A 19,693-nucleotide genomic window follows, 5' to 3' on the forward strand; every position below is an offset into this window, starting at 1 on the left:
GGACAATCTAGTGCACCACCCTTAACGGCGGATGAACCCCGGGTGATGAGTTCGCGCCCGTCAGAACAGGCCAGTCAGAACAGGGTGGCCTGCCCCGTCATTCCGCCTGCGGGGGCACCAACACCGAATCCTACGATGCCCTGGTCGGCCCGCCACTCGAATCCAAGTTCGGCGAAGAGTTCCTCGATGGATGTCTGTCCGTCCAGAACCACCAGCGGCGGGCAGTTGTCGTCGATGTCGAGCCGTTCCATGGCATCGATGATATTCGCAGGCCCTGACAGGACAGGGTGAACACACCGTGGAGGGACCAAAGATGGCACCGGCCAGATCCTACGGCTCGCCGAATCCGGCCTGGACCAGCCCGCCAACATAGTTCACTGCCCGCTCGGCATCGAGGCCCCAGGCTTCCACGTGCAGCACCGAGCCCTTTCCCGCTGCCAGGGTCATCAGCGCCGTCATTGAGGTCCCGTCCAAGCCGTTGACGGTCACGCGCGCGTCCAGCGATGAGAGTCCGCCGGCGATTTTGGCGGCCGGGCGTGCATGCATGCCCGCCTGGTTGATGAGTTCGAAGTCGCCGGTGAACTCCGGTCCTGCCCCTGTCACCGAGCCCTCCTCGACGGCACTGAGGGAGGACGACGGCGGCACTCCCGTCGCGGAGCCGTACACCGCTTCCGCCGCACGCTTGACGGCGTGCACGTCCGCGCCGCCCTGCGCCGCCACCGCGGCAGCCACCAGCCCCTCAACCAAGGGAGCGTGAGCCAGCAGCACGCCGTCGGGCTCCCCCGCAAACTCCAAAGCGGATTCCGCAGTCATCACGGCGGATCCCAGATCGGTCAGGATCACCACGCCGTCCGCGCCGGCAGCCTGTTCGAGGGCAGCCATGACCTTTTCCAGGCTGGTGCCGATCCGCCCGTCCGTGGTGCCCCCGGCGGTCGCAATGGAAACATCAGGTGCCATCTGCGCGGCAAGTTCCGCGGCGCCGTCGGCAATCTTTTCACTATGGGAAACCACAACCAGGGCAACGGTCACGCCGCGGCCCCGACTGCCGCGCGGAGGATCAGGGCGCTGGAGGCCGCTCCCGGATCGCGGTGGCCGGCGCTCCGCTCCCCCAAGTAGCTGGCGCGTCCCTTACGGGCCACCATTGGATCCGTGGCGGCCGCGCCTGCCTCGGCGGCTTCGGCGGCGGCCACCAGGACCTCAAGGACGCTGCCTGCCCCGTCCGCGGCGGCCGCAACGGCAGCTTCGGCGGCCGGCGTCCACGCGTCCACCATGGTCTTGTCACCCGGCTCCGCCTTTCCTCGGGCCACAATGCCGTCCCTGGCTGCGAGCAGGGCCCCGGCAAAAGCTGCCGGTTCCACTTCCACAGTGTCGCCCAGCGAGGCTGCGGCCCGGAGGAAAGCAGTTCCGTACAGAGGACCGGCAGCGCCGCCCACCTTGGATATCAGCGTCATGGCCGTCAGCTTGAGTGCGGCCCCTGGCGTCTCAGGCGGCACCTCGGCAAGTTTGTCCAGCACTGCCTGGAAGCCGCGGTCCATGTTTTCGCCGTGGTCCGAGTCCCCGATGGCGCGGTCCAGCTCGATGAGCCACACCCGGTTTTCCGCCATGGCCTGCGCGCAGAGCGTCAGCCACTTCACGGCCCAGTTCGCGTCGAGCACCATGGCTACACTCCCCAACGCAGGGCGGCCGTGTGCACCGGGGCGTCCCAGAGCCCGGTCAGCTCATCGTCCAGCCGAAGGACGGAAATGGAGCAGCCCTGCATCTCCAAGGCAGTGATGTAGTTCCCCACCAGCGAGCGCTCCACGGTGGCGCCCTTGTCCGCGATCACCCGGGCGGCACGGCGGTACACAATGTAGAGCTCGCTCAGCGGCGTCCCGCCCATTCCGTTGACGAACAGGAGCACCTTGTCACCCGCGGCGATGCCCAGGTCGCTGAGCACGGGTTCCAGCAGCATGTCCGTGATGGTGTCCGCGTCTTCCAGCGGGATCTTGTGCCGGCCGGGTTCGCCGTGGATCCCTATGCCGATCTCGATCTCGTTGTCTTCCAGGTCGAAACTGGGCGAGCCGGCATGCGGCACGGTACATGCCGACAGCGCGACGCCCATGGTCCGGACGTTGCTGTTCACCCGTTCCCCGATGGCAGCGACCGTGTCCAGGTTATCGCCCCGCTCAGCAGCGGCCCCGGCAATCTTCTCCACCAGCACGGTGCCGCCCACGCCCCGCCGCCCGGCCGTGTACAGCGAGTCCTCCACGGCGACGTCGTCGTTCACCAGGACGGTGCGGACCCGCACGCCTTCCGCTTCGGCCAACTCGGCGGCGGTTTCGAAATTCAGCACATCGCCGGTGTAATTCTTGACGATATGGACGACGCCGGCGCCGGAGTCAACTGCCTGCGTCGCCGGGAGGATCTGGTCCGGCGTCGGTGAGGTGAACACCGCCCCCGGCACGGCGGCGTCGAGCATTCCCATGCCAACGAAACCTGCATGCAGCGGCTCGTGGCCGCTTCCCCCGCCGGAAACCAGCCCCACCTTCCCGGCCACCGGCGCGTCCCTGCGGGTGATGAACCGGGGCTCCACATTGACAGCGACCAGATCCGCGTGGGCCAAGCCAAAGCCGTCCACCGACTCGTCCACCACAGCACGGGGATCATTGATGAGTTTTTTCATGGCGGCGCTCCCGGGCGGTCCGTCTGGCGGGTGTCACTTTGACCCTACTACCGCCGCCGAACCTGCGGTAGTTCCGGCCGCTTGCCGCGAGCCCAAGTCATTTCGCCCTGACGCCAGCCCAGCCCGGGAACGACGAAGGGACAGCCCCCAATGACTGTCCCTTGCGCACGTGCCCCCAAACACAGGCCTTCCATAGTTTATCCATCAAATCGACTAAAGCAAGGGGATGTCCTGACATGACGCAGCCCCGCCGTCCGGGGACGGCGGGGCTGCTGTTGAACGGGGCGGCTGCTTTGGGTGCGGCGGTGGAGGTTAGAGGAACTTGATCATGCGGGTATTGCCCAGAGTGTTGGGCTTAACCCGCGCGAGGTCAAGGAATTCGGCCACACCTTCGTCATGGGAGCGGAGCAGCTCGGAGTAGACCACCGGATCCACGGCGGACTGGTCCTCCATCACGTCGAAGCCGTGCCGCCTGAAGAAGTCCACCTCGAAGGTGAGGCAGAAGACGCGGGCTACGCCGAGCGCGCGGGCTTCCTCGAGCAGGCTCTCCACCAGCACGTGGCCCACGCCCTTGCCCCGCCACGCGTCCGACGCGGCAAGGGTTCGGACTTCGGCCAGGTCCTCCCACATCACGTGCAGGGCGCCGCAGCCGATGACTTCGCCGTCGGCCGATTCTGCGATCCGGAACTCCTGCAGGCTCTCGTAATAGGCCACCGTCTCCTTGGCCATCAGGATCCGCTGGTCCGCCAGCGGTGCCACCAGTCTCTTAATGGCGGCCACATCGCCGGTGCGGGCAGGGCGGATTTGGAAGGAGTCAGTCACAGGGTCAATCCTACGAGGCGCGAGTACTGTCCGCGGGACTGCGCCTGTTGGGGCGTTCCGGTACCGGTGCCAAGTACGGCGCCAACCCCCAGACATTTGCCGGCGCCTGCTCCTTCGTCGCTTTGACGGCGCCTACACAAATGCCTGGCGGTCCGCGCCTCGTGCGTCAGTCGCATCAAGCGTCACGCCCGACACGGTTTTGGCACCCCAGCGCCACCTCCGCCTAGCAATGTCGGGGTTTGCGCCCGACCTACAACCCAAAACCGTGCCCTGCGTGACGCCGCCGGGCGAAGAAGGGGGCATGTACATTGCGTGCATCCCAGGTGACGCCCGGCACAAGGCGAAGGAGGCTGGGACATAGCCACATCCGGTGACCCTCGGCGCCGAGCGAGGGTGCCGGGGGCATTTGTGTAGCTTGCGTCAAAGCGACGAAGGAGCAGCAAGCGGCAAATGGCGCCGGTACCGGAGCGTCCCAGCCACGCTCCTGCCTTCGAGCCGGAGCTTACAGACCGAGCTCGGGCGGCAAAGACAAGTCCTCGTCCAGCACGTTCTTCGCGAGGAAGCTTTCCACCACGCCGTACCAGACCTTGGCGTGCTGCGGCTGCAGGATCCAGTGGTTCTCGTCCGGGAAGTAGAGGAAGCGGTGCGGGGTCTGGCCGTCCCCGTCCGCGGCCAGCTGCGACTTGGAGAGGAGTTCGTACCAGAGCCGCAGGCCTTCGCCGACGGGCACGCGGTAGTCCTTGTCGCCATGGATCACCAGCATGGGCGTGCTGATCTTTTCGACATGGAGGTGCGGCGAGTTGTCGAGGGCCATCTCCTCGGTCATTTCCTTGAGCCAGTACTGGGAGGCGTCCGTGGTGGGGCCGAACTGGTCCAGGGCCCAGAGGCTGGCGTGCGTAACGATAGCCTTGAAGCGGTCCGTCTGGCCTGCCACCCAGTTGGCCATGTAGCCGCCAAAGGACCCGCCCATGGCGGCTGTCCGGGTCTCTTCGATGTCCGGACGCGCCACGGCAGTATCGGTGACGGCCATCAGGTCCGTGAACGGGGCCTTGCCCCATTCGCCCCAGCCCCGCTGGATGTGTGCTTGGCCGTAGCCGGTGGACAGCGCCGGATCGGGCAGCAGCACCGCGTACCCCTTCGCCGTGAGAAGCCAGGGATTCCAGCGCCAGGTCCAGGCATTCCATGATCCCAGCGGGCCGCCGTGGATCCACAGCAGCATGGGCGCGGGCGATTCAGCCGACGCGCCGTCGGGCAGTGCCAGGTAGGCGGGCACGCGGGTGCCGTCCGGCGCAGTTGCTGCCAGCCGTTCCAGCCTGCCGGGGTAGCTTGGCCGCTCCGCCGGAGCGGGCAGCCTGGTTGTCTCGCCTGTTTCCAGGTCGATCCGGACGGCCTCGGGCGGGAATTCGTAGGAACTGCGCAGAGCGTAGGCGCTGCGGCCTTCAGGGGAAACCACGACGTCGGTGTACGCCGAGGCGTCCTGCGTCACCCGGGTGACGCTCACTTCAGCCGCAGACGCCGGAACGCTGATCCGGAAAACGGGCGACGCGCCGTCGTCGTCCGCGGTGACGAGGAGGCCCGAACCGTCCGGCAGCCATGCCGCCGGTTTGGCCCAGCGGTCCCAGTCAGGCACCAGCGGGGTGAGGCCGTTGTTGCCGGCGGGACCGTCCGCCTTACCCGAAACGTCCAGCAGGTGCAGTTTGACCTGCGGCGCCTCGTGCGGGGTGGTGTCGCTCTCGCTGAGCACCACGATGGTGTTCCCGTCCGGGCTGACCGGCCCCGGGAAGTAGCTCATGCCCACCTCGTCCAGGAGCACCTTCTGGCTCGCGGTGGCCACATCCACGGCCACCAGCACTGAGCGGCTGTCAGCCTTGGCCAGGGGCTTGGTGTAGCTCGTGTAGATGGTCCGGCCGTCCGGGCTGACCACCGTTTCGGCCTCGCGGAGCCGCGGGCCTGCGTCGGGGGTGAGGTTGCGGAGCCGTAGCGGCGGTGCCGCATCAACGGTGGCCGGTTTGCCGGGTTCCTTCTCCTCGCCGGCTTCGACGGCGAAGATCCGCGGCTGCCCCGGCCCCAGGTCGGCGTCCCAGTAGCGGACCGGGTATTCGCTGTGCAGGATGGCGGAAACTTTATTGTCCTTGCGGGATTTGCGGCGCTCGGCGTCGTTTTCCTCGTCGGTTGAGCCGGTCAGGAGTTCGGCCGTGACGAAGGTGGCATCCGCGTTCCGGGCGGCCATGACGGCGCCAACGCCGCCGGGACGCGAGAGGACAACACGGGCCTCACCGCCGTCGGCCGGCAGGAGCCAGAGTGCGCTGACCGGATCACCCTCCGGGCTGTCCGGATCCGGGCGTGCCGACGTGAAGTAGACGTCGGCGTTGGCCGCGAAGGCGGCTCCGGCCTCGCCCTTGGCGCTGCGGGTGATGCGCCGGGCGTGCCGTTCCCCGGACGGATCAAGCTCCCAGAGGGCGGTGGCGAATTCGGTGCCTTTGCCGTTGAGGGTGGACACGGTGGTGACCAGCCTGCGGCCGTCCGGACTCAGGGACAGGCCGCTGACGCGCGGGATGGACAGGTAATGGTCAAGGTCGTGGAAAGGGGTTTCAGGTTGCTCGCCCGGGATCGCCGGGTTCTCAGTTGCCATGCCCCGATTCAACCCGACTGTGCCCCGCACCACAAACCTCCACGCCCGACGACGACCGGCGCAGCACCCATGTCGCTCCCCCAAGCCAGCGCCCGTGGTTGGCTGGGCGCCGTCGGCCGAGACATTTGCCGGCGCCTGCTCGTTCCTCGCTTTGACGGCGCCTACACAAATGCCTGACCGCCGCCGCCTGGGGCCGGCGCACCTTCAGCGAAGCGAGGGTGCCGGGGGCATTTGTGTAGCTTGCGTCAGAGCGACGAAGGAGCAGCAAGCGGCAAATGGCGCCGGTACCGGAGCGCCCCAGCCAAGGTCGTACAGCACCCTGGCTAGACAGAAGGGCAAAGCGAAAGGCCCCGCCTGCTCCGTTTCGGGAGCCGGCGGGGCCTTTGCTTTGGTGCTTAGGCGCTCGGAGCGATTTCCGGGATGCGCGGCTTGGCGTTGCCGGCGAAGGTGAACTTGGCTTCGTCTCCGTCGCCGTCCACATCCACCACAACGATGTCGCCGGCGTGGATTTCGCCGAAGAGGATCTTCTCGGAGAGCTGGTCCTCGATCTCGCGCTGGATGGTGCGGCGCAGCGGCCGGGCACCCATGGCGGGATCGTAGCCGCGGGTGGCCAGGAGCACCTTGGCCTTGGGCGTGAGCTCGATGCCCATGTCCTTGTCCTTGAGGCGCTTCTCCAGCCGGCCAACGAACAGGTCCACGATCTCGATGATCTCGTCCTGCGTCAGCTGCGGGAACACCACAACGTCATCCACACGGTTCAGGAACTCCGGGCGGAAGTGCTGCTTGAGCTCCTCCGTCACGCGGGCACGCATCCGGTTGTAGCCGGTCTGGGTGTCGGTGCCGGACTGGAAACCGGTGGCAACGCTCTTGGAGATGTCCCGGGTGCCGAGGTTGGTGGTCATGATGATCACGGTGTTCTTGAAGTCCACCACACGGCCCTGGGAGTCGGTCAGGCGGCCGTCTTCCAGGATCTGCAGCAGCGAGTTGAAGAGGTCCGCGTGGGCCTTTTCAACTTCGTCGAACAGGACCACGGAGAACGGACGGCGGCGGACCTTCTCGGTCAGCTGTCCGCCTTCCTCGTAGCCGACGTAGCCCGGAGGAGCACCGAAGAGGCGCGACACCGTGTGCTTCTCGGAGTACTCGGACATGTCCAGCGTGATGAGGGCGTCCTCTTCACCGAACAGGAACTCCGCCAGCGCCTTGGCCAGCTCGGTCTTGCCGACGCCGGTGGGGCCGGCGAAGATGAACGAGCCGCCGGGCCGCTTGGGGTCCTTGAGCCCTGCTCGGGTGCGGCGGATTGCCTGGGACAGGGCCTTGATGGCCTCGTTTTGGCCCACCACGCGCTTGTGCAGTTCGTCTTCCATCTTCAGCAGGCGTGAGGACTCTTCCTCGGTCAGCTTGAAGACCGGGATGCCCGTGGAGTTGGCCAGCACCTCGGCGATGAGATCCTCATCCACCTCGGAGATGTCGTCCATGCCGCCGGTCTTCCAGTGGCGTTCCTTCTCGGAGCGCTCGGTAATGAGCTTCTGCTCCTTGTCGCGGAGCGCGGCAGCACCTTCGAAGTCCTGCGCGTCAATCGCGGACTCCTTCTCCATCTTGAGCTTGGCGATCCGCTCGTCCATGGCCTTCAGCTCCGGCGGGGCGGTCATCCGGCGGATGCGCAGCCGGGCGCCGGCCTCGTCGATCAGGTCGATGGCCTTGTCCGGCAGGAAGCGGTCCGAGATGTAGCGCTCGGAGAGGCTGGCGGCCGAGGCGAGGGCGCCGTCGGTGATGGTGACGCGGTGGTGCGCCTCGTAGCGGTCACGCAGGCCCTTGAGGATCTCGATTGCGTGCGCAACGGAGGGCTCCTTGACCTGGATCGGCTGGAAGCGGCGCTCCAGGGCGGCGTCCTTCTCGATGTGCTTGCGGTACTCGTCCAGCGTGGTGGCACCGATGGTCTGCAGTTCACCGCGGGCCAGCATGGGCTTCAGGATGGACGCGGCATCGATGGCACCTTCGGCGGCGCCGGCACCGACGAGGGTGTGGATCTCGTCAATGAAGAGGATGATGTCGCCGCGGGTGCGGATCTCCTTGAGGACCTTCTTGAGGCGCTCTTCGAAGTCACCGCGGTACCGCGAGCCTGCCACCAGGGACCCGAGGTCCAGGGTGTACAGCTGCTTGTCCTTGATGGTTTCCGGGACGTCGCCGCGGACGATCGCCTGGGCGAGGCCTTCGACGACGGCGGTCTTGCCGACGCCGGGCTCGCCGATCAGGACAGGGTTGTTCTTGGTGCGGCGCGACAGAACCTGCATGACGCGTTCCATTTCGGATTCGCGTCCAATGACCGGGTCCAGCTTGTTCTCGCGGGCAGCCTGGGTCAGGTTGCGGCCGAACTGGTCCAGGACCACGGAACCGGCAGGCGTGCCTTCGGGCTGGCCGGCACCGACGCCAGAGCCGGTGGTTTCCTTGCCCTGGTAGCCGGAGAGAAGCTGGATGACCTGCTGGCGGACGCGGTTGAGGTCTGCGCCGAGCTTCACCAGCACCTGGGCAGCAACACCCTCACCCTCGCGGATGAGTCCCAGCAGGATGTGCTCCGTGCCGATGTAGTTATGGCCCAGCTGCAGGGCTTCCCTCAGGGAGAGCTCCAGCACCTTCTTGGCGCGGGGGGTGAAGGGGATGTGGCCGGACGGGGCCTGCTGGCCCTGGCCGATAATCTCCTGCACCTGCTCGCGCACGCCGTCGAGCGAAATGCTCAAGGACTCAAGAGCCTTGGCGGCAACGCCCTCACCTTCATGGATCAGACCCAAGAGGATGTGTTCGGTACCAATGTAATTGTGGTTCAGCATGCGTGCCTCTTCTTGGGCAAGCACAACTACGCGACGGGCACGGTCCGTAAATCGCTCAAACATTTCGCCACACTCCTAGCTACGACGTACTTTGATGCTACGTGGCCGACCCAGTCTTGTGGAGCGTGTTCGCCACAGGGGAAACCGGGACCGGTGCGGGAATATCCTCTGCCGGCTTCCCTTCAGGCCAGGATGCCCAGGCATCGGTTGCACCAAGTGGTGCGGCTAAGGCAAGGAACAAAGCTCCAAGGATTGCCGTAAACCGCCGGGACGCGCTTTTCCAGACATTCAAGCCTTCCGCCACGCGTCGATTCGGGAGGGCTAATTCGAGCGGGGGTCCCGGACTGGCAGCAACGGCTTTTCTGGGGCTACGCGCGCGACCCTTGCACATTCTTCTATTGGCAGCAAAAAACCCTGCCTCCACCCGAGGGTGAAGACAGGGCCTATTACGCCGTCGAGGGGCCGATATCAGGAATTTGCCTTTTGGTAGGCTTCCTGGATTTCAGCCTGAATTCGACCCCGGCTGTTTACCGTGTAGCCGTTGTCCCGCGCCCACTGGCGGATTTGGGCAGAGTCATTGCTGCGGGCACCTACGACCGCTTTGGCGCGGGTGGCCCGGCCGGCGGATGTCTTGCGCCCTGCGGCAATAAACCGCTCCAGGGACGAACGGAGCTCGGCCGCGTTGGCCGAGGACAGATCAATTTCGTAGCTGACCCCATCGAGGCCAAAACGGACATTCTCGTCCGCGGATCCCCCATCCAGATCATCTACGAGGATGATGTTTACTTTCTGTGCCATTAATAGTCCTCTTGGGAAGGTTCGGGTTGTCAGAAAAGCAGGATGTTCCTGTAAAAAGTATGGCCCTCTTAATGGCAACGCGTCAAAGCGGCAAATGGTTCCATGTGGATATCCACATAAAATACTTTCGTTTTATTTATTAGTTTCCGGGTCCGGTCCGTTCAAAGGTGCAGCGGAACGCGCTTCTGCCTCAGCTTGGGCGCGCGCTTCGGCCTGGCGTTCGGACTTATCAGCATTAAAGATCGATTTCATGGCGAACCAGAAAAGCAGGCCCACTACAAGCGACGGCAGGAGTACGGCTACGTATTCCATGTTCAGTGGCCTTCGGGCTTCAGGAGCGGAAAAAGGATGGTTTCGCGGATGCCGGCACCGGTGAACAGCATGACCAGCCGGTCGATGCCCAGGCCAATGCCGCCCATGGGCGGCGCACCGTATTCGAGGGCCCGGAGGAAGTCCTCGTCCAGCTGCATGGCCTCGACGTCGCCGGCGGCCGCGTGCCGGGACTGCTCGGTGAGCCGCTCGCGCTGGATGACGGGGTCGATCAGTTCGGAGAAGGCCGTACCGCGCTCCATGCCTCCGATGATGAGATCCCAGGCCTCGATCAGGCGGCCGTCTTCGCGGTGCGGACGGGCCAGCGGCTGCGCGGACGGCGGGTAGTCGTACACAAACGTGGGGTTCAGGAGCGTGGGCTCCACAATTTCTCCGAACAGCTCCACGGCCAGTTTCTCGGCGTCCCATTTCGGGTCCACCTTGACCTCGTGCTTTTCGGCGATTTCGCGCAGCACCTCCAGCGAAGTGTCGGGCGTGACGTCCTGGCCAACGGCGTCGGACAGTCCGGGGTAGACAGAGACCCAGGCCCATTCGCCGTCGAGATTGATCTCGCCGGCCTCGGTCTGGAGGGTGCGGCCGGCACCCACCGCATCGGCGGCGTCGAGGATGATTTCCTTGATGCGCTGCGCCATGACGAACTGGTCCGCCCAGGCCTCGTAGCACTCGAGCGTGGTGAATTCCGGGCTGTGGGTGGAGTCCACGCCTTCGTTGCGGAAGACCCGGCCCATGTCGTAGACGCGGTCGATGCCGCCCACCACGGCGCGCTTGAGATAAAGCTCGGTGGCGATCCGCAGCGTCATCTTCTGGTCGAACGCGTTCATGTGCGTCTCGAACGGTCGGGCCAGGGCACCGCCGTGCACCAGCTGCAGAATGGGCGTTTCCACCTCAACGTAGCTGTGACGGTGCAGGCTCTCGCGGATGGACCGGGTGATCGCGGCGCGGGTGTAGACCATTTCGCGGGCTTCGTCGCGCACCATCAGGTCAACGTACCGCTGGCGGACGCGGGTTTCCTCGTTCAGTTCCGCGTGCAGGACGGGCAGCGGGCGGAGCGCCTTGGAGGCCATGGACCAGGAGTCGGCCATCACGGACAGCTCGCCGCGGCGGGAGGAAATCACCTCGCCCTTGATGAACACGTGGTCGCCCAGGTCCACCAGGGCCTTCCAGTCGGCGAGCGCTTCTTCGCCCACGTTGGCGAGGCTGAGCATGGCCTGGAGCCGGGTGCCCTTGCCGTCAACGCCGCCTTCCTGCAGCGTGGCGAAGCAAAGCTTGCCGGTGTTGCGCACAAAAACCACGCGGCCGGTGACGCCCACAACGTCGCCGGTGGTGTCGTCGGCTTCGAGGTGCGCGTACTTTTCGCGGATCTCGGTGAGGGAGTGCGTGCGCTCAACACCCACCGGGTATGCCTGGCTGCCGCGCTCGATCAGCTTGGCGCGCTTTTCCATGCGGATGCGCATCTGTTCGCTGGCGTCGAGGGGCTCTGGGGCATTCTTGGGGGCGGGGGTGTTTTGGGAAGTCACAATCCCCAAGTTTACCGGGAGTTCGGCGTACCGGCTTCGCGGCCGTCCTGCCGGCTTTGCCGCCCGGGCGCCGGTGCCCCCGCCCTAGGATGGGGAGGGTGAAAGAACAGGTAGTGCCAACGCACGACGGCGGCCGGCTGGCTTTGTCCAGCTACGGCACCGAGGATGCGCCGGGAGAGCGCCGCGTGGTGCTGATCGGCGGCGCCTTCCTCACCGCCCTGATCTACCGCCCGTTTTCCCAGGCGCTGGCGAAGGGCCTGGGCGACGGCTGGGCGGTGGACGTGTACGACCGCCGGGGCCGCGGCAAGTCCAGCGAACAGCCGGCGGACTACTCCATGGCCACCGAAATCTCCGACCTCCGCACGGTCCTGGACACGACCGGGGCCCGCAACATCCTGGGCCACAGCCTGGGCGGCTCCGTCGCGTTGAACGCCGTGCAGGAGTTCACCGGGACCGGCTACGTTCCGGACAAGCTGTGCGTGTACGACGCCGCCGTGAACATCGACGGCAGCATCGACACCGAATGGCTGGACGGATTCGAAGACGCCGTAAACAACGGCAGGGTGGGCCACGCGCTGGCGCACATGAAGAAGGCCACGAACCCCGGCAGTGCGATGGCCAGGATTCCCGAGCCGGTACTTGCAGGGTTGATGGCCCTGATGTCCCGGACCAAGGTGAACCGGATGTTCCGGCAGGTGATGCCCAGCGGTGTGGGTGAGCTGCGGGCCGCGTACAACGAGCCGGACCATGCCAGGGACTTCAGCGTGCTGCCCCCGAACACCCATTTCATGGCTGGCGGGAAGAGCCCGAGCTACTACAAAGCTACGGCCGAGCGGCTGCACGCCTCAGTGCCCGGAAGCACGTTCGAGCTGTCCCCCAAGGGTTTCCACGGCTCCATACCTGCGGCCGTCAAGGAGCTTGTGACGGATATCTCTGAGTACTTCAAGGGCTAAGCTCCGCGGCTGAACCCTGCCAACGCGGCATCTCCCAGGGCATGCCACAGGCTCTTGGGTCGAGTCACGTGGTCCTGGGCTGCCAGCCAGTCGCCGTAGCGCGTAATGTCCTCCCCCTGCGCGGCCGCCACTGCATCGCAGGCGAACCCCACAGCCCTGGAACCGTCAGCCAGTTCCATCGAGCCGAGCAGCATGGGTTCGGGCAGGGCAGCCAGGAACGCCCCCAGCCCGGCTTCGGAGACGAGCCACCGTTCACCCACAAGCTCGGCTCCGCCGTCCTCCGCACGGTACACCCCGGGCTTCGGCGGCACGGTGCCCAGGGACACCATCCGGTAGCGGGCCGCGGTGCGCACGGGGCCGGCCCAGGCGGCACCGAGCGCCTCGAGTTGCGGAGCCAGCGGCTGTCCCTTGCGGTGGGCGCCGACCACCACCAGCGGCACAGCGGCTGCGCCTGCAGCCACTGGCCAGGGAACGGACGACGGCGGGTGGACTGTTTCGTTCGCGGCTGCCGGTGCCGCGCCCCCGGCGAAGAGTACCGGCAAGTCCGGGGTTGCCTCCACGAGCCGGGCGATGTCCGCGGCGACGGCGTCGTCGAACGTCCGCCCCACTACGGTCAGACCGAACTGGGCGCCGTCCACCTCGCCGGAAGGAACGGCAACGGCGCACAGGTCGAACAGGTTGCAGAAGTTCGTGTAGGTACCCATCATCGAGTTCACTCCCACCGGGTCTGCGGCCACCTCAGCAAGGGTGGGATGGAACGGGGCGGTGGGGACCAGGAGGGCGTCAAACCCTTCGAACTGCGCCATCGCCTTCTGCTTCAGTGCTTCCAGCTTCGCGGTGTCCGAGACGTACTGGTGGGCAGGCACCTTGCCCGCCGCCCGGATGATGCCCTCCACCGTGGGGTCGATGCCCGCCCGGGCGCCAGCGCCGCCGTCGGCTGCTTCAATGAATTCGCCGACGGCAGCGTAGCGCTCGGCCACCAGACCACCGTCATACAGCAGCCGGGCAGCGTCAAGGAAGGCATCGAAGTCGATGGCTTCCGCCTCCACGCCCAGCTCCCGCAGGCGGCCGATACTCCGGTGGAACTCTGCAGCCCAGGGTTCAGGCAGAGCCGGCAGGCGTGCCGGGTACGCAACCCGCGGTTTCTCCGGCGCCGCCAGCCGGATGTCCGCCGGCCAGGCCCGGGCCCCTCCCGCCATCGCGCCTATGGCAAGTTCAGCCGTTGACAGGTGGCGGGCGAAGATGGTGACGGCGTCCCAAGATCGGCAGGCTGGCACCACACCGGCGGTGGACACAACGTCCAGGGTAGGTTTGATGCCCACGATGCCTTGCAATCCGGCTGGCACCCGTCCCGATCCTGCCGTATCCGTCCCGATGGCGATGTCCGCCAGGCCGAGTGCCACAGCTACCGCGGAACCGGAACTGGAGCCGCCGGAGATGTAGTCCGGGCGGCGGGAATCCCGGACCGCGCCGTACGGGCTTCGCGTACCCACCAGGCCGGTGGCGAACTGGTCCAGGTTGGTGGCGCCCAGCACCAGGGCGCCGGCGGCGCGGAGGCGGGCCACCGGTTCTGCATCCTTCTCGGGCAGGTAGGCAAAACCGGGGCACGCCGCGGTCGTGGGGATTCCTGCGACGTCAACGTTGTTCTTGACGGCCAGCAGGAGCCCGGCCAGCGGCAGCTCGGCGCCGCCGACCACTGCTGCGTCAATGGCGGCTGCTTCGGCCAGCAGGTCATCAGCACCGCGGAGGGTGATCCAGATTTCCGGACGGTCCACTGTTTCCAGGGCGGCCAGCGCCAGCCGGACCCGGGTGCCCGCCGCGCCGGTGATTACGGTGTTCATACTGCTGCCTCTTCCAGTTCGTGTGGTTCGGTGGCGGACCGGAGGCCGGCATCGGCGCTTCCGAGGACCACCACTGCTTCTCCCGCTACCACCTGCGAACCGGCGGCCGGCAGGACCTGCAGCACCACGCCGTCGCAGGGTGCTTCCAGGACGGTCTCCATCTTCATCGCCTCCAGCGAGACCAGCGGCTGGCCCTGCACCACCCGGTCGCCTGGCTTCACGTCCACCTTCCAGACGCTCGCTGCGAACGGGGCGGCCACGAGGGAACCGCCGTCCGGAACGGTCACCTCGTCGGCCACCGGTGAGATGACGGCGGCGAGCGCGTCGGCACGGTCGAACTCGCCGGCGTCGGCCCACGCCTGCCGCTCCACGGCGAACGCCGCACCCTGCTTCTCTCGGAATGCCGCGATGGACTCCCGGTTCTCTTCGAGGAACACCTCGTGCCCGGCCAGCGAGAACGTGCCGTCGTCGATCTCCACGCCGCGGCCGCGGCCGGCGGCCATGTCCGCCCGCAGGTCCAGGAGTTCCTCCGGGCTGACCGGGTACCAGGAGATCCGGTCGAAGAAGCGCAGCAGCCACGGCGAACCCGGTTCGAACGGGGCGGAGTCCGCGTAGCGCGACCAGACCTGGGTGGTGCGGCCAACGAACTGGTAGCCGCCCGGGCCTTCCATGCCGTAAATGCACATGTACGCGCCGCCGATGCCCACCGCGTTCTCGGGTGTCCAGGTGCGGGCGGGGTTGTATTTGGTGGTGACCAGGCGGTGGCGCGGATCCAGCGGGGTGGCGACCGGGGCGCCGAGGTAGACGTCGCCCAGTCCCAGGACCAGGTATTCGGCGTTGAAGACGGTGTCAAACACGTCGTTGACAGAGTCCAGCCCGTTGATGCGCCGGATGAATTCGATGTTCCATGGGCACCAGGGGGCGTCGTCGCGGACACCGGCCATGTAGCGTTCGATTGCCTCGCGGGTGGCGGGGTCGTCCCAGGACAGTGGCAGCCGGACGGTGCGGCTGGGGACCACCAGCTCGGAACTCGCCGGCAGTGCCGCCTCAATTTCCTGGACAAGGTCCAACAAGCGCTTGGTGGACAGGACCGAGGGATCAACCTTGACCTGCAGGGAGCGGATGCCCGGGGTGAGGTCCACGATGCCCGGCACGCGGAGCTGTTCGAGGTGCTGGTGCAGGGCGTGTACCCGTGCGCGGAGCCCAAGGTCCAGGACCATTTCGCCGTACTCCACGAGCAGGTTGTCGTCACCCGAGCGGCGGTAAGTGACCGCCGGCCGGCCGGTACCTTCCGGCACCCGGCCCAGCACGCCGTCGTCGCCATCCCCGCGCGAGATGCTGACGGCGGGGGCGGAGGCCGCTGCGGTGATTCCGGCGGCGGTTACCTTCGCCATGTCCCCGGACCAACCGGCGTCGCCGGGCAGGATCAGCTGCCGGCCGGGTCCTAAATCCTTGGCCGACGGCGCCTGGCCGGCCCGGACGGGAACGAACCGGACCTTGTCCCCCGGCCGAAGCTGGCCGAGCTTCCAGCGGTCGGCAGTTACCACGGTGACCGGGCAGACGAACCCGCCCAGGCTGGGGCCATCGGGGCCGAGCAGGATCGGGGTATCGCCGGTGAAGTCCAGGGCACCAACCGAGTACGCGGTGTCGTGGATGTTGGACGGGTGCAGGCCGGCCTCGCCGCCGTCGGTCCGGGCCCAGCGCGGCTTGGGGCCGGTCAGCCGGACGCCGGTGCGGGCGGAATTGAAGTGGACCTCATATTCTGAGGCATACAGCTCTTCGATGTCTTCGCGCTGGAAGAACTCCGGAGCACCGTGCGGACCTTCCATCACGGCCAGCTCCCAGGTGGAGACCAGCGCTGGCCGGCTGTCCAGCGGGACCTCTGCTGTGACTGCACCGGCGGCGGGCTCTACAGCGCGGAGTACGTCGCCGGCGCGCAGGACCCGTCCGGCGTGCCCGCCGAACTGGCCCAGCGTGAACGTGGAGGCGCTGCCGAGGTACTCCGGAATGTCCAGGCCGCCCTGGAAAAGGATGTACCCGCGGAGCCCGTGCCCCGCCGCGGTGCCGACGTCGAGCGTTCCTCCCGCCGGAACCGTCACCGGCGCCCAGGAGGGCACCTCCGCCCCGTCGACAGTCACCGTTGCCTCCGCGCCGGTGACGCAGACGGTGGTGGGGTGGGTGAAGGTCAGGCTTGGACCGGTCATGGTGAATTCCAGGCCGGGAGCGCCTTCGGCGTTGCCCAGCGCGGTGTTTCCAAGCCGGAAGGACAGATCGTCCATGGGACCGCTGGGTGGAACGCCGATCTGCCACAGTCCGGTCCGGCCGGGCCAGTCCTGGACGCTGGTCTGCAGGCCGGGACGGTCCACGGAGATTCGCGGTTCGGGGTCGCCCACATTGTCCAGGGTGCTGGTGGAATGTTGGACCCGGCGGACCACGTCCAGGGCGGTGGCGGCGCGGAGCATTCCCAGGTTCGTTTCGATGCCGTCGATCCGTGTGTTTTCCAGGGCTGCGGCGAGCCGGTCAAAGGCTTCGGTGCGGCCCGCGCCGGAGGTGATGATCTTGCCCAGGAGCGGATCGTAGTTGGTGGAAACTTCCGTGCCTGTTTCCGCCCAGGCATCCACCCTCGCTTCTTCTGCCCCAGGGTAAACGGCGTTCGTGACGGTGCCGGCGCTGGGCTGGAAGCCGCGGGCAGGGTCCTCGGCGTAGACGCGGGCTTCCACGGCGTGGCCAGTCACAGGCAGGCTGTCCGGCACTCCGCCAAGGACCGTTTGGGCTTCGCTGCCGCCCTGGGCCAGGCGGAGCATCCATTCCACCAGGTCCACGCCGGTGACGGCCTCGGTGACGGGGTGCTCCACCTGCAGGCGGGCGTTGACTTCGAGGAAGGACGCCTCTTTGCGGGTGGAGTCGTAGACGAATTCAACTGTGCCGGCGGAGCGGTAATTGAGGGAAGCGCAGAGGGCGCGGGAGCTGCGGTGGAGTTCTTCCCGCAGCCCTTCCGGCAGGTCCGGGGCGGGTGCCTCTTCGAGGACTTTCTGGTGGCGGCGCTGCAGCGAGCAGTCCCTGTCGCCCAGGCTGACAACCCGCCCCTCGCCATCGCCGAAGACCTGGACCTCGATGTGCCGGGCGTTTTCGACATACCGTTCGGCGAAGACGCCGGCCGTGCCAAAACTGGCGCCCGCGAGGCGGGCCACTCGGGGGAAGCTTTCCACGAGTTCGTCCGCGGTGCGGCAGACCGTCATGCCGATGCCGCCGCCACCGCCGGTGGCCTTGAGCATCAGGGGGAAGCCAATGGCGGTGCTGGCCGCGACGGCGTCGTACACATCCTCCAGCAGCCCGGAACCGGCGATCATCGGCACCCCGGCGGCCCGGGCGGCGTCGCGCGCGGTGTGCTTGGTGCCGAAGATGCGCAGCTGCTCGGGGGTCGGGCCCACAAAGACGAGCCCGGCCGCTTCCACGGCTTCGGCGAACGCTGCGTCCTCGGACAGGAAGCCGTAGCCGGGGTGGATGGCGCCGGCTCCGGTGGACTTGGCGGCGTTGATCAGCGCGTCCACGCGGAGGTAGGACTCCTTGGCAGGCGCCGCCCCCAGGAGCAGTGCTTCGTCTGCCAGCCGGACATGCTTGGCGCCCCGGTCCGCCTCGGAGAACACGGCAACGGTCCGGAGTCCCAGCTTCTTCGCGGATTCGATGATGCGGCAGGCAATTTCGCCGCGGTTTGCAACCAGGAGGGTGTCGAAAGAGTTCACAGTGCAGCCTCCGGCCGGGTGACGATCATGCGGACGGGGGTGGGGTCAAAGCCGTTGCACGGGTTGTTGACCTGAGGACAGTTGGATACGAGCACCAGGGTGTCCACCTCGGCCTGCAGCGCCACCCGCTTTCCGGCGGCGGACAGCCCGTCCACGATTCCCAGGGCACCATCCGGGTCCACGGGCACGTTCATGAACCAGTTGATGTTGGACACCAGGTCCCTCTTCCCGAGCCCCCAGCGCGAGCCCTCGATCAGGAAGTTCTCCACGCAGGCATGCTGTTCACGCGTGTGCTGCCCGTAGCGGAGCGTATTGGACTCCTGCGAGCAGGCGCCGCCGATGGTGTCGTGCACGCCCACCTCGTCAGCAACAACCGTCATCAGGGGCGTTCCAGTATCCGCCCGCAGGACCGAGCCTGTGGTGAGGACGATCGACTGCTGCCGGGCGATGGTGACGGCGGCGGAGTACCGCACGGCGGTGTCGGCTGCGGCATACAGCAGGCAGTCCACGGCCTGGTTGCCGTTGAGGTCCACGATGGTCAGCACGTCGCCGGCGGAAACGACGGCGGACCAGCGGCCGCGCGCCTCAACGAGCTCGTCGAGGACCACCTCGCCGGGTGCCAGGGCAACGTCGCGGGCGCCTGCTGCGGACGGGGTATAGGTTGCGGTGTTCATCGGGCGTTCCTTGCGGTCAGATCGTGTTCGGTGTTGTGCAGTGCCTGCAGGTGTTCGGGAGCCAAGGGTCCGGTGAGTGCACCGGATTCCAGTGCTGCCAGATCCTGCGGCGCCTGCCAGGCCACGATGTCCACGGCGGTGCCGGTGAAGTCCGGGCGCGGGTCCAGCGGATGGGCGGTATTGGCAAGGACCAGCACGGTGTCCAGCTGGAGGAGAAGTTCGACGGCGGCGTCCGCCCCCGCACTGCCGGTGAAGGTGATGCTGCCGGCGGGGTCCACGTTGATGCCCTTGAAGAGGGTCAACGACGGTGCCACGTCGCGGGTTCCCAGCCCGCTCTTCAGTGCTCCGAGGGTGAGCAGTTCCCGGGCGGCAGGGGACGCACTGTGGGCAGTTCCCGCACCGTACCGTGCCGTGTTTCCCTCCAGGGTGGTGGCACCCGTCAGAGCGTCGTGGCAGGAGGATGTATCGGTGACGATCGTGGCCATCAGGCGGCCGGCGTCGGAAAGCAGCGGGTGGCCCGTGGAGGGATAGGCCTGCCAAGGGACCTTGACAGTGTCCGCGATGTTGAGCCGTTCGTGCAGTGCCCCCGCGCGGTAGAGGAGGGCGTGCACGCAGGCGTCGCCGGAGGTGTCCGTGAGCCTGATCCTGGTGCCGCGGGCCAGTGTCATGGTGGTGTAGCGGCCGAAGGCCAGGGATTCGGCCCAAGTGAGCGCGGCGGCGGCGTCCTCGGTGAGGCCGGCAGTCAGGCGTTCGGGGGCGGCGGTCGCGGGCACGTGCCGCATGGTGTCAACGGTCCTGCCGTGCTGCTCCCTGGCGTGGGCGCGGGCGCCTGCCGTGGTGGCGGTGCCGGCTGCTGCCGGGCTTTCGGTTACTTGTGTCATGTCAATCCCGTGTTG

The 19,693-nt window shown here is 67.1% G+C and carries 15 protein-coding genes; 1 reads left to right on the forward strand and 14 read right to left on the reverse strand.

Annotation, left to right across the window (positions count from 1 at the left end; translation table 11 throughout):
* Nucleotides 1–74: 74 nt before the first annotated feature.
* From ABV518_RS07885 to lysS, 10 genes are all read right to left on the reverse strand, one after another.
* Complete coding sequence (locus ABV518_RS07885) at nucleotides 75–251, reverse strand: hypothetical protein (RefSeq protein WP_367766329.1); 177 nt, start codon at nucleotides 249–251, stop codon at nucleotides 75–77.
* 79 nt (nucleotides 252–330) lie between these two features.
* Complete coding sequence (dhaM, locus tag ABV518_RS07890) at nucleotides 331–1,029, reverse strand: dihydroxyacetone kinase phosphoryl donor subunit DhaM (RefSeq protein WP_367766330.1); 699 nt, start codon at nucleotides 1,027–1,029, stop codon at nucleotides 331–333.
* A complete protein-coding gene (dhaL, locus tag ABV518_RS07895; protein ID WP_131132359.1) occupies nucleotides 1,026–1,658 on the reverse strand; it encodes a dihydroxyacetone kinase subunit DhaL in 633 nt (210 codons plus the stop codon). Before dhaL ends, dhaM begins: the two co-directional genes overlap by 4 nt.
* Before the next feature lie 2 nt (nucleotides 1,659–1,660).
* The gene (gene dhaK, locus ABV518_RS07900; protein WP_367766331.1) at nucleotides 1,661–2,662 is read right to left on the reverse strand and encodes a dihydroxyacetone kinase subunit DhaK; all 1,002 of its coding nucleotides are present in this window, start codon (nucleotides 2,660–2,662) and stop codon (nucleotides 1,661–1,663) included.
* Between the two features lie 312 nt (nucleotides 2,663–2,974).
* Nucleotides 2,975–3,484 carry an amino-acid N-acetyltransferase gene (locus ABV518_RS07905; protein ID WP_367766332.1) on the reverse strand — a complete coding sequence of 170 codons (510 nt, stop codon included), beginning with the start codon at nucleotides 3,482–3,484 and terminating at the stop codon, nucleotides 2,975–2,977.
* 502 nt (nucleotides 3,485–3,986) lie between these two features.
* Nucleotides 3,987–6,116: a prolyl oligopeptidase family serine peptidase gene (locus ABV518_RS07910; RefSeq protein ID WP_367766333.1), complete on the reverse strand. Its 2,130-nt coding sequence runs from the start codon at nucleotides 6,114–6,116 to the stop codon at nucleotides 3,987–3,989.
* Nucleotides 6,117–6,511: 395 nt separating this feature from the next.
* Nucleotides 6,512–9,004, reverse strand: a complete 2,493-nt coding sequence (locus ABV518_RS07915; RefSeq protein WP_367766335.1) for an ATP-dependent Clp protease ATP-binding subunit — start codon at nucleotides 9,002–9,004, stop codon at nucleotides 6,512–6,514.
* 405 nt (nucleotides 9,005–9,409) lie between these two features.
* Nucleotides 9,410–9,739 carry an Lsr2 family protein gene (locus ABV518_RS07920; protein ID WP_131132354.1) on the reverse strand — a complete coding sequence of 110 codons (330 nt, stop codon included), beginning with the start codon at nucleotides 9,737–9,739 and terminating at the stop codon, nucleotides 9,410–9,412.
* A 132-nt stretch (nucleotides 9,740–9,871) separates the two neighbouring features.
* Nucleotides 9,872–10,051 (reverse strand): hypothetical protein, encoded by a 180-nt coding sequence (locus ABV518_RS07925; protein ID WP_367766336.1) that lies wholly within the window; start codon nucleotides 10,049–10,051, stop codon nucleotides 9,872–9,874.
* 2 nt (nucleotides 10,052–10,053) lie between these two features.
* The gene (lysS, locus tag ABV518_RS07930; RefSeq protein ID WP_367766337.1) at nucleotides 10,054–11,586 is read right to left on the reverse strand and encodes a lysine--tRNA ligase; all 1,533 of its coding nucleotides are present in this window, start codon (nucleotides 11,584–11,586) and stop codon (nucleotides 10,054–10,056) included.
* 98 nt (nucleotides 11,587–11,684) lie between these two features.
* Between lysS and ABV518_RS07935 the strand changes: the two genes are divergently transcribed.
* Entirely contained in the window at nucleotides 11,685–12,539 is an 855-nt protein-coding gene (locus tag ABV518_RS07935) for an alpha/beta fold hydrolase (protein ID WP_367766338.1), read from the forward strand.
* Here the strand turns inward: ABV518_RS07935 and atzF are convergent.
* Genes atzF through ABV518_RS07955 form a run of 4 tightly spaced genes read right to left on the reverse strand, consistent with a single transcriptional unit; the run spans nucleotide 12,536 to nucleotide 19,678 of the window.
* A complete protein-coding gene (atzF, locus tag ABV518_RS07940; protein ID WP_367766339.1) occupies nucleotides 12,536–14,380 on the reverse strand; it encodes an allophanate hydrolase in 1,845 nt (614 codons plus the stop codon). The genes ABV518_RS07935 and atzF overlap by 4 nt on opposite strands.
* Nucleotides 14,377–18,123, reverse strand: coding sequence for an urea carboxylase (uca, locus tag ABV518_RS07945; RefSeq protein ID WP_367766341.1), 3,747 nt, complete (start codon nucleotides 18,121–18,123; stop codon nucleotides 14,377–14,379). The genes atzF and uca overlap by 4 nt, the downstream gene beginning before the upstream one ends.
* The gene (locus tag ABV518_RS07950) at nucleotides 18,120–18,797 is read right to left on the reverse strand and encodes an urea amidolyase associated protein UAAP2 (RefSeq protein WP_367766342.1); all 678 of its coding nucleotides are present in this window, start codon (nucleotides 18,795–18,797) and stop codon (nucleotides 18,120–18,122) included. The genes uca and ABV518_RS07950 overlap by 4 nt, the downstream gene beginning before the upstream one ends.
* Complete coding sequence (locus tag ABV518_RS07955; protein WP_367766343.1) at nucleotides 18,794–19,678, reverse strand: urea amidolyase associated protein UAAP1; 885 nt, start codon at nucleotides 19,676–19,678, stop codon at nucleotides 18,794–18,796. Before ABV518_RS07955 ends, ABV518_RS07950 begins: the two co-directional genes overlap by 4 nt.
* Nucleotides 19,679–19,693 lie beyond the last annotated feature (15 nt).

This window comes from Arthrobacter sp. HS15c (assembly GCF_040812005.1).
In the GTDB taxonomy this organism is placed as follows: domain Bacteria; phylum Actinomycetota; class Actinomycetes; order Actinomycetales; family Micrococcaceae; genus Arthrobacter.

Coding starts and splice junctions, on each gene's coding strand:
- ABV518_RS07920 (WP_131132354.1), bottom strand. CDS start 9,739: ATGGCACAGAAAGTAAACATCATCCTCGTAGATGATCTGGATGGGGGA.
- atzF (WP_367766339.1), bottom strand. CDS start 14,380: ATGAACACCGTAATCACCGGCGCGGCGGGCACCCGGGTCCGGCTGGCG.
- ABV518_RS07910 (WP_367766333.1), bottom strand. CDS start 6,116: ATGGCAACTGAGAACCCGGCGATCCCGGGCGAGCAACCTGAAACCCCT.
- ABV518_RS07925 (WP_367766336.1), bottom strand. CDS start 10,051: ATGGAATACGTAGCCGTACTCCTGCCGTCGCTTGTAGTGGGCCTGCTT.
- ABV518_RS07950 (WP_367766342.1), bottom strand. CDS start 18,797: ATGAACACCGCAACCTATACCCCGTCCGCAGCAGGCGCCCGCGACGTT.
- ABV518_RS07955 (WP_367766343.1), bottom strand. CDS start 19,678: ATGACACAAGTAACCGAAAGCCCGGCAGCAGCCGGCACCGCCACCACG.
- ABV518_RS07885 (WP_367766329.1), bottom strand. CDS start 251: ATGGAACGGCTCGACATCGACGACAACTGCCCGCCGCTGGTGGTTCTG.
- ABV518_RS07915 (WP_367766335.1), bottom strand. CDS start 9,004: ATGTTTGAGCGATTTACGGACCGTGCCCGTCGCGTAGTTGTGCTTGCC.
- dhaK (WP_367766331.1), bottom strand. CDS start 2,662: ATGAAAAAACTCATCAATGATCCCCGTGCTGTGGTGGACGAGTCGGTG.
- dhaL (WP_131132359.1), bottom strand. CDS start 1,658: ATGGTGCTCGACGCGAACTGGGCCGTGAAGTGGCTGACGCTCTGCGCG.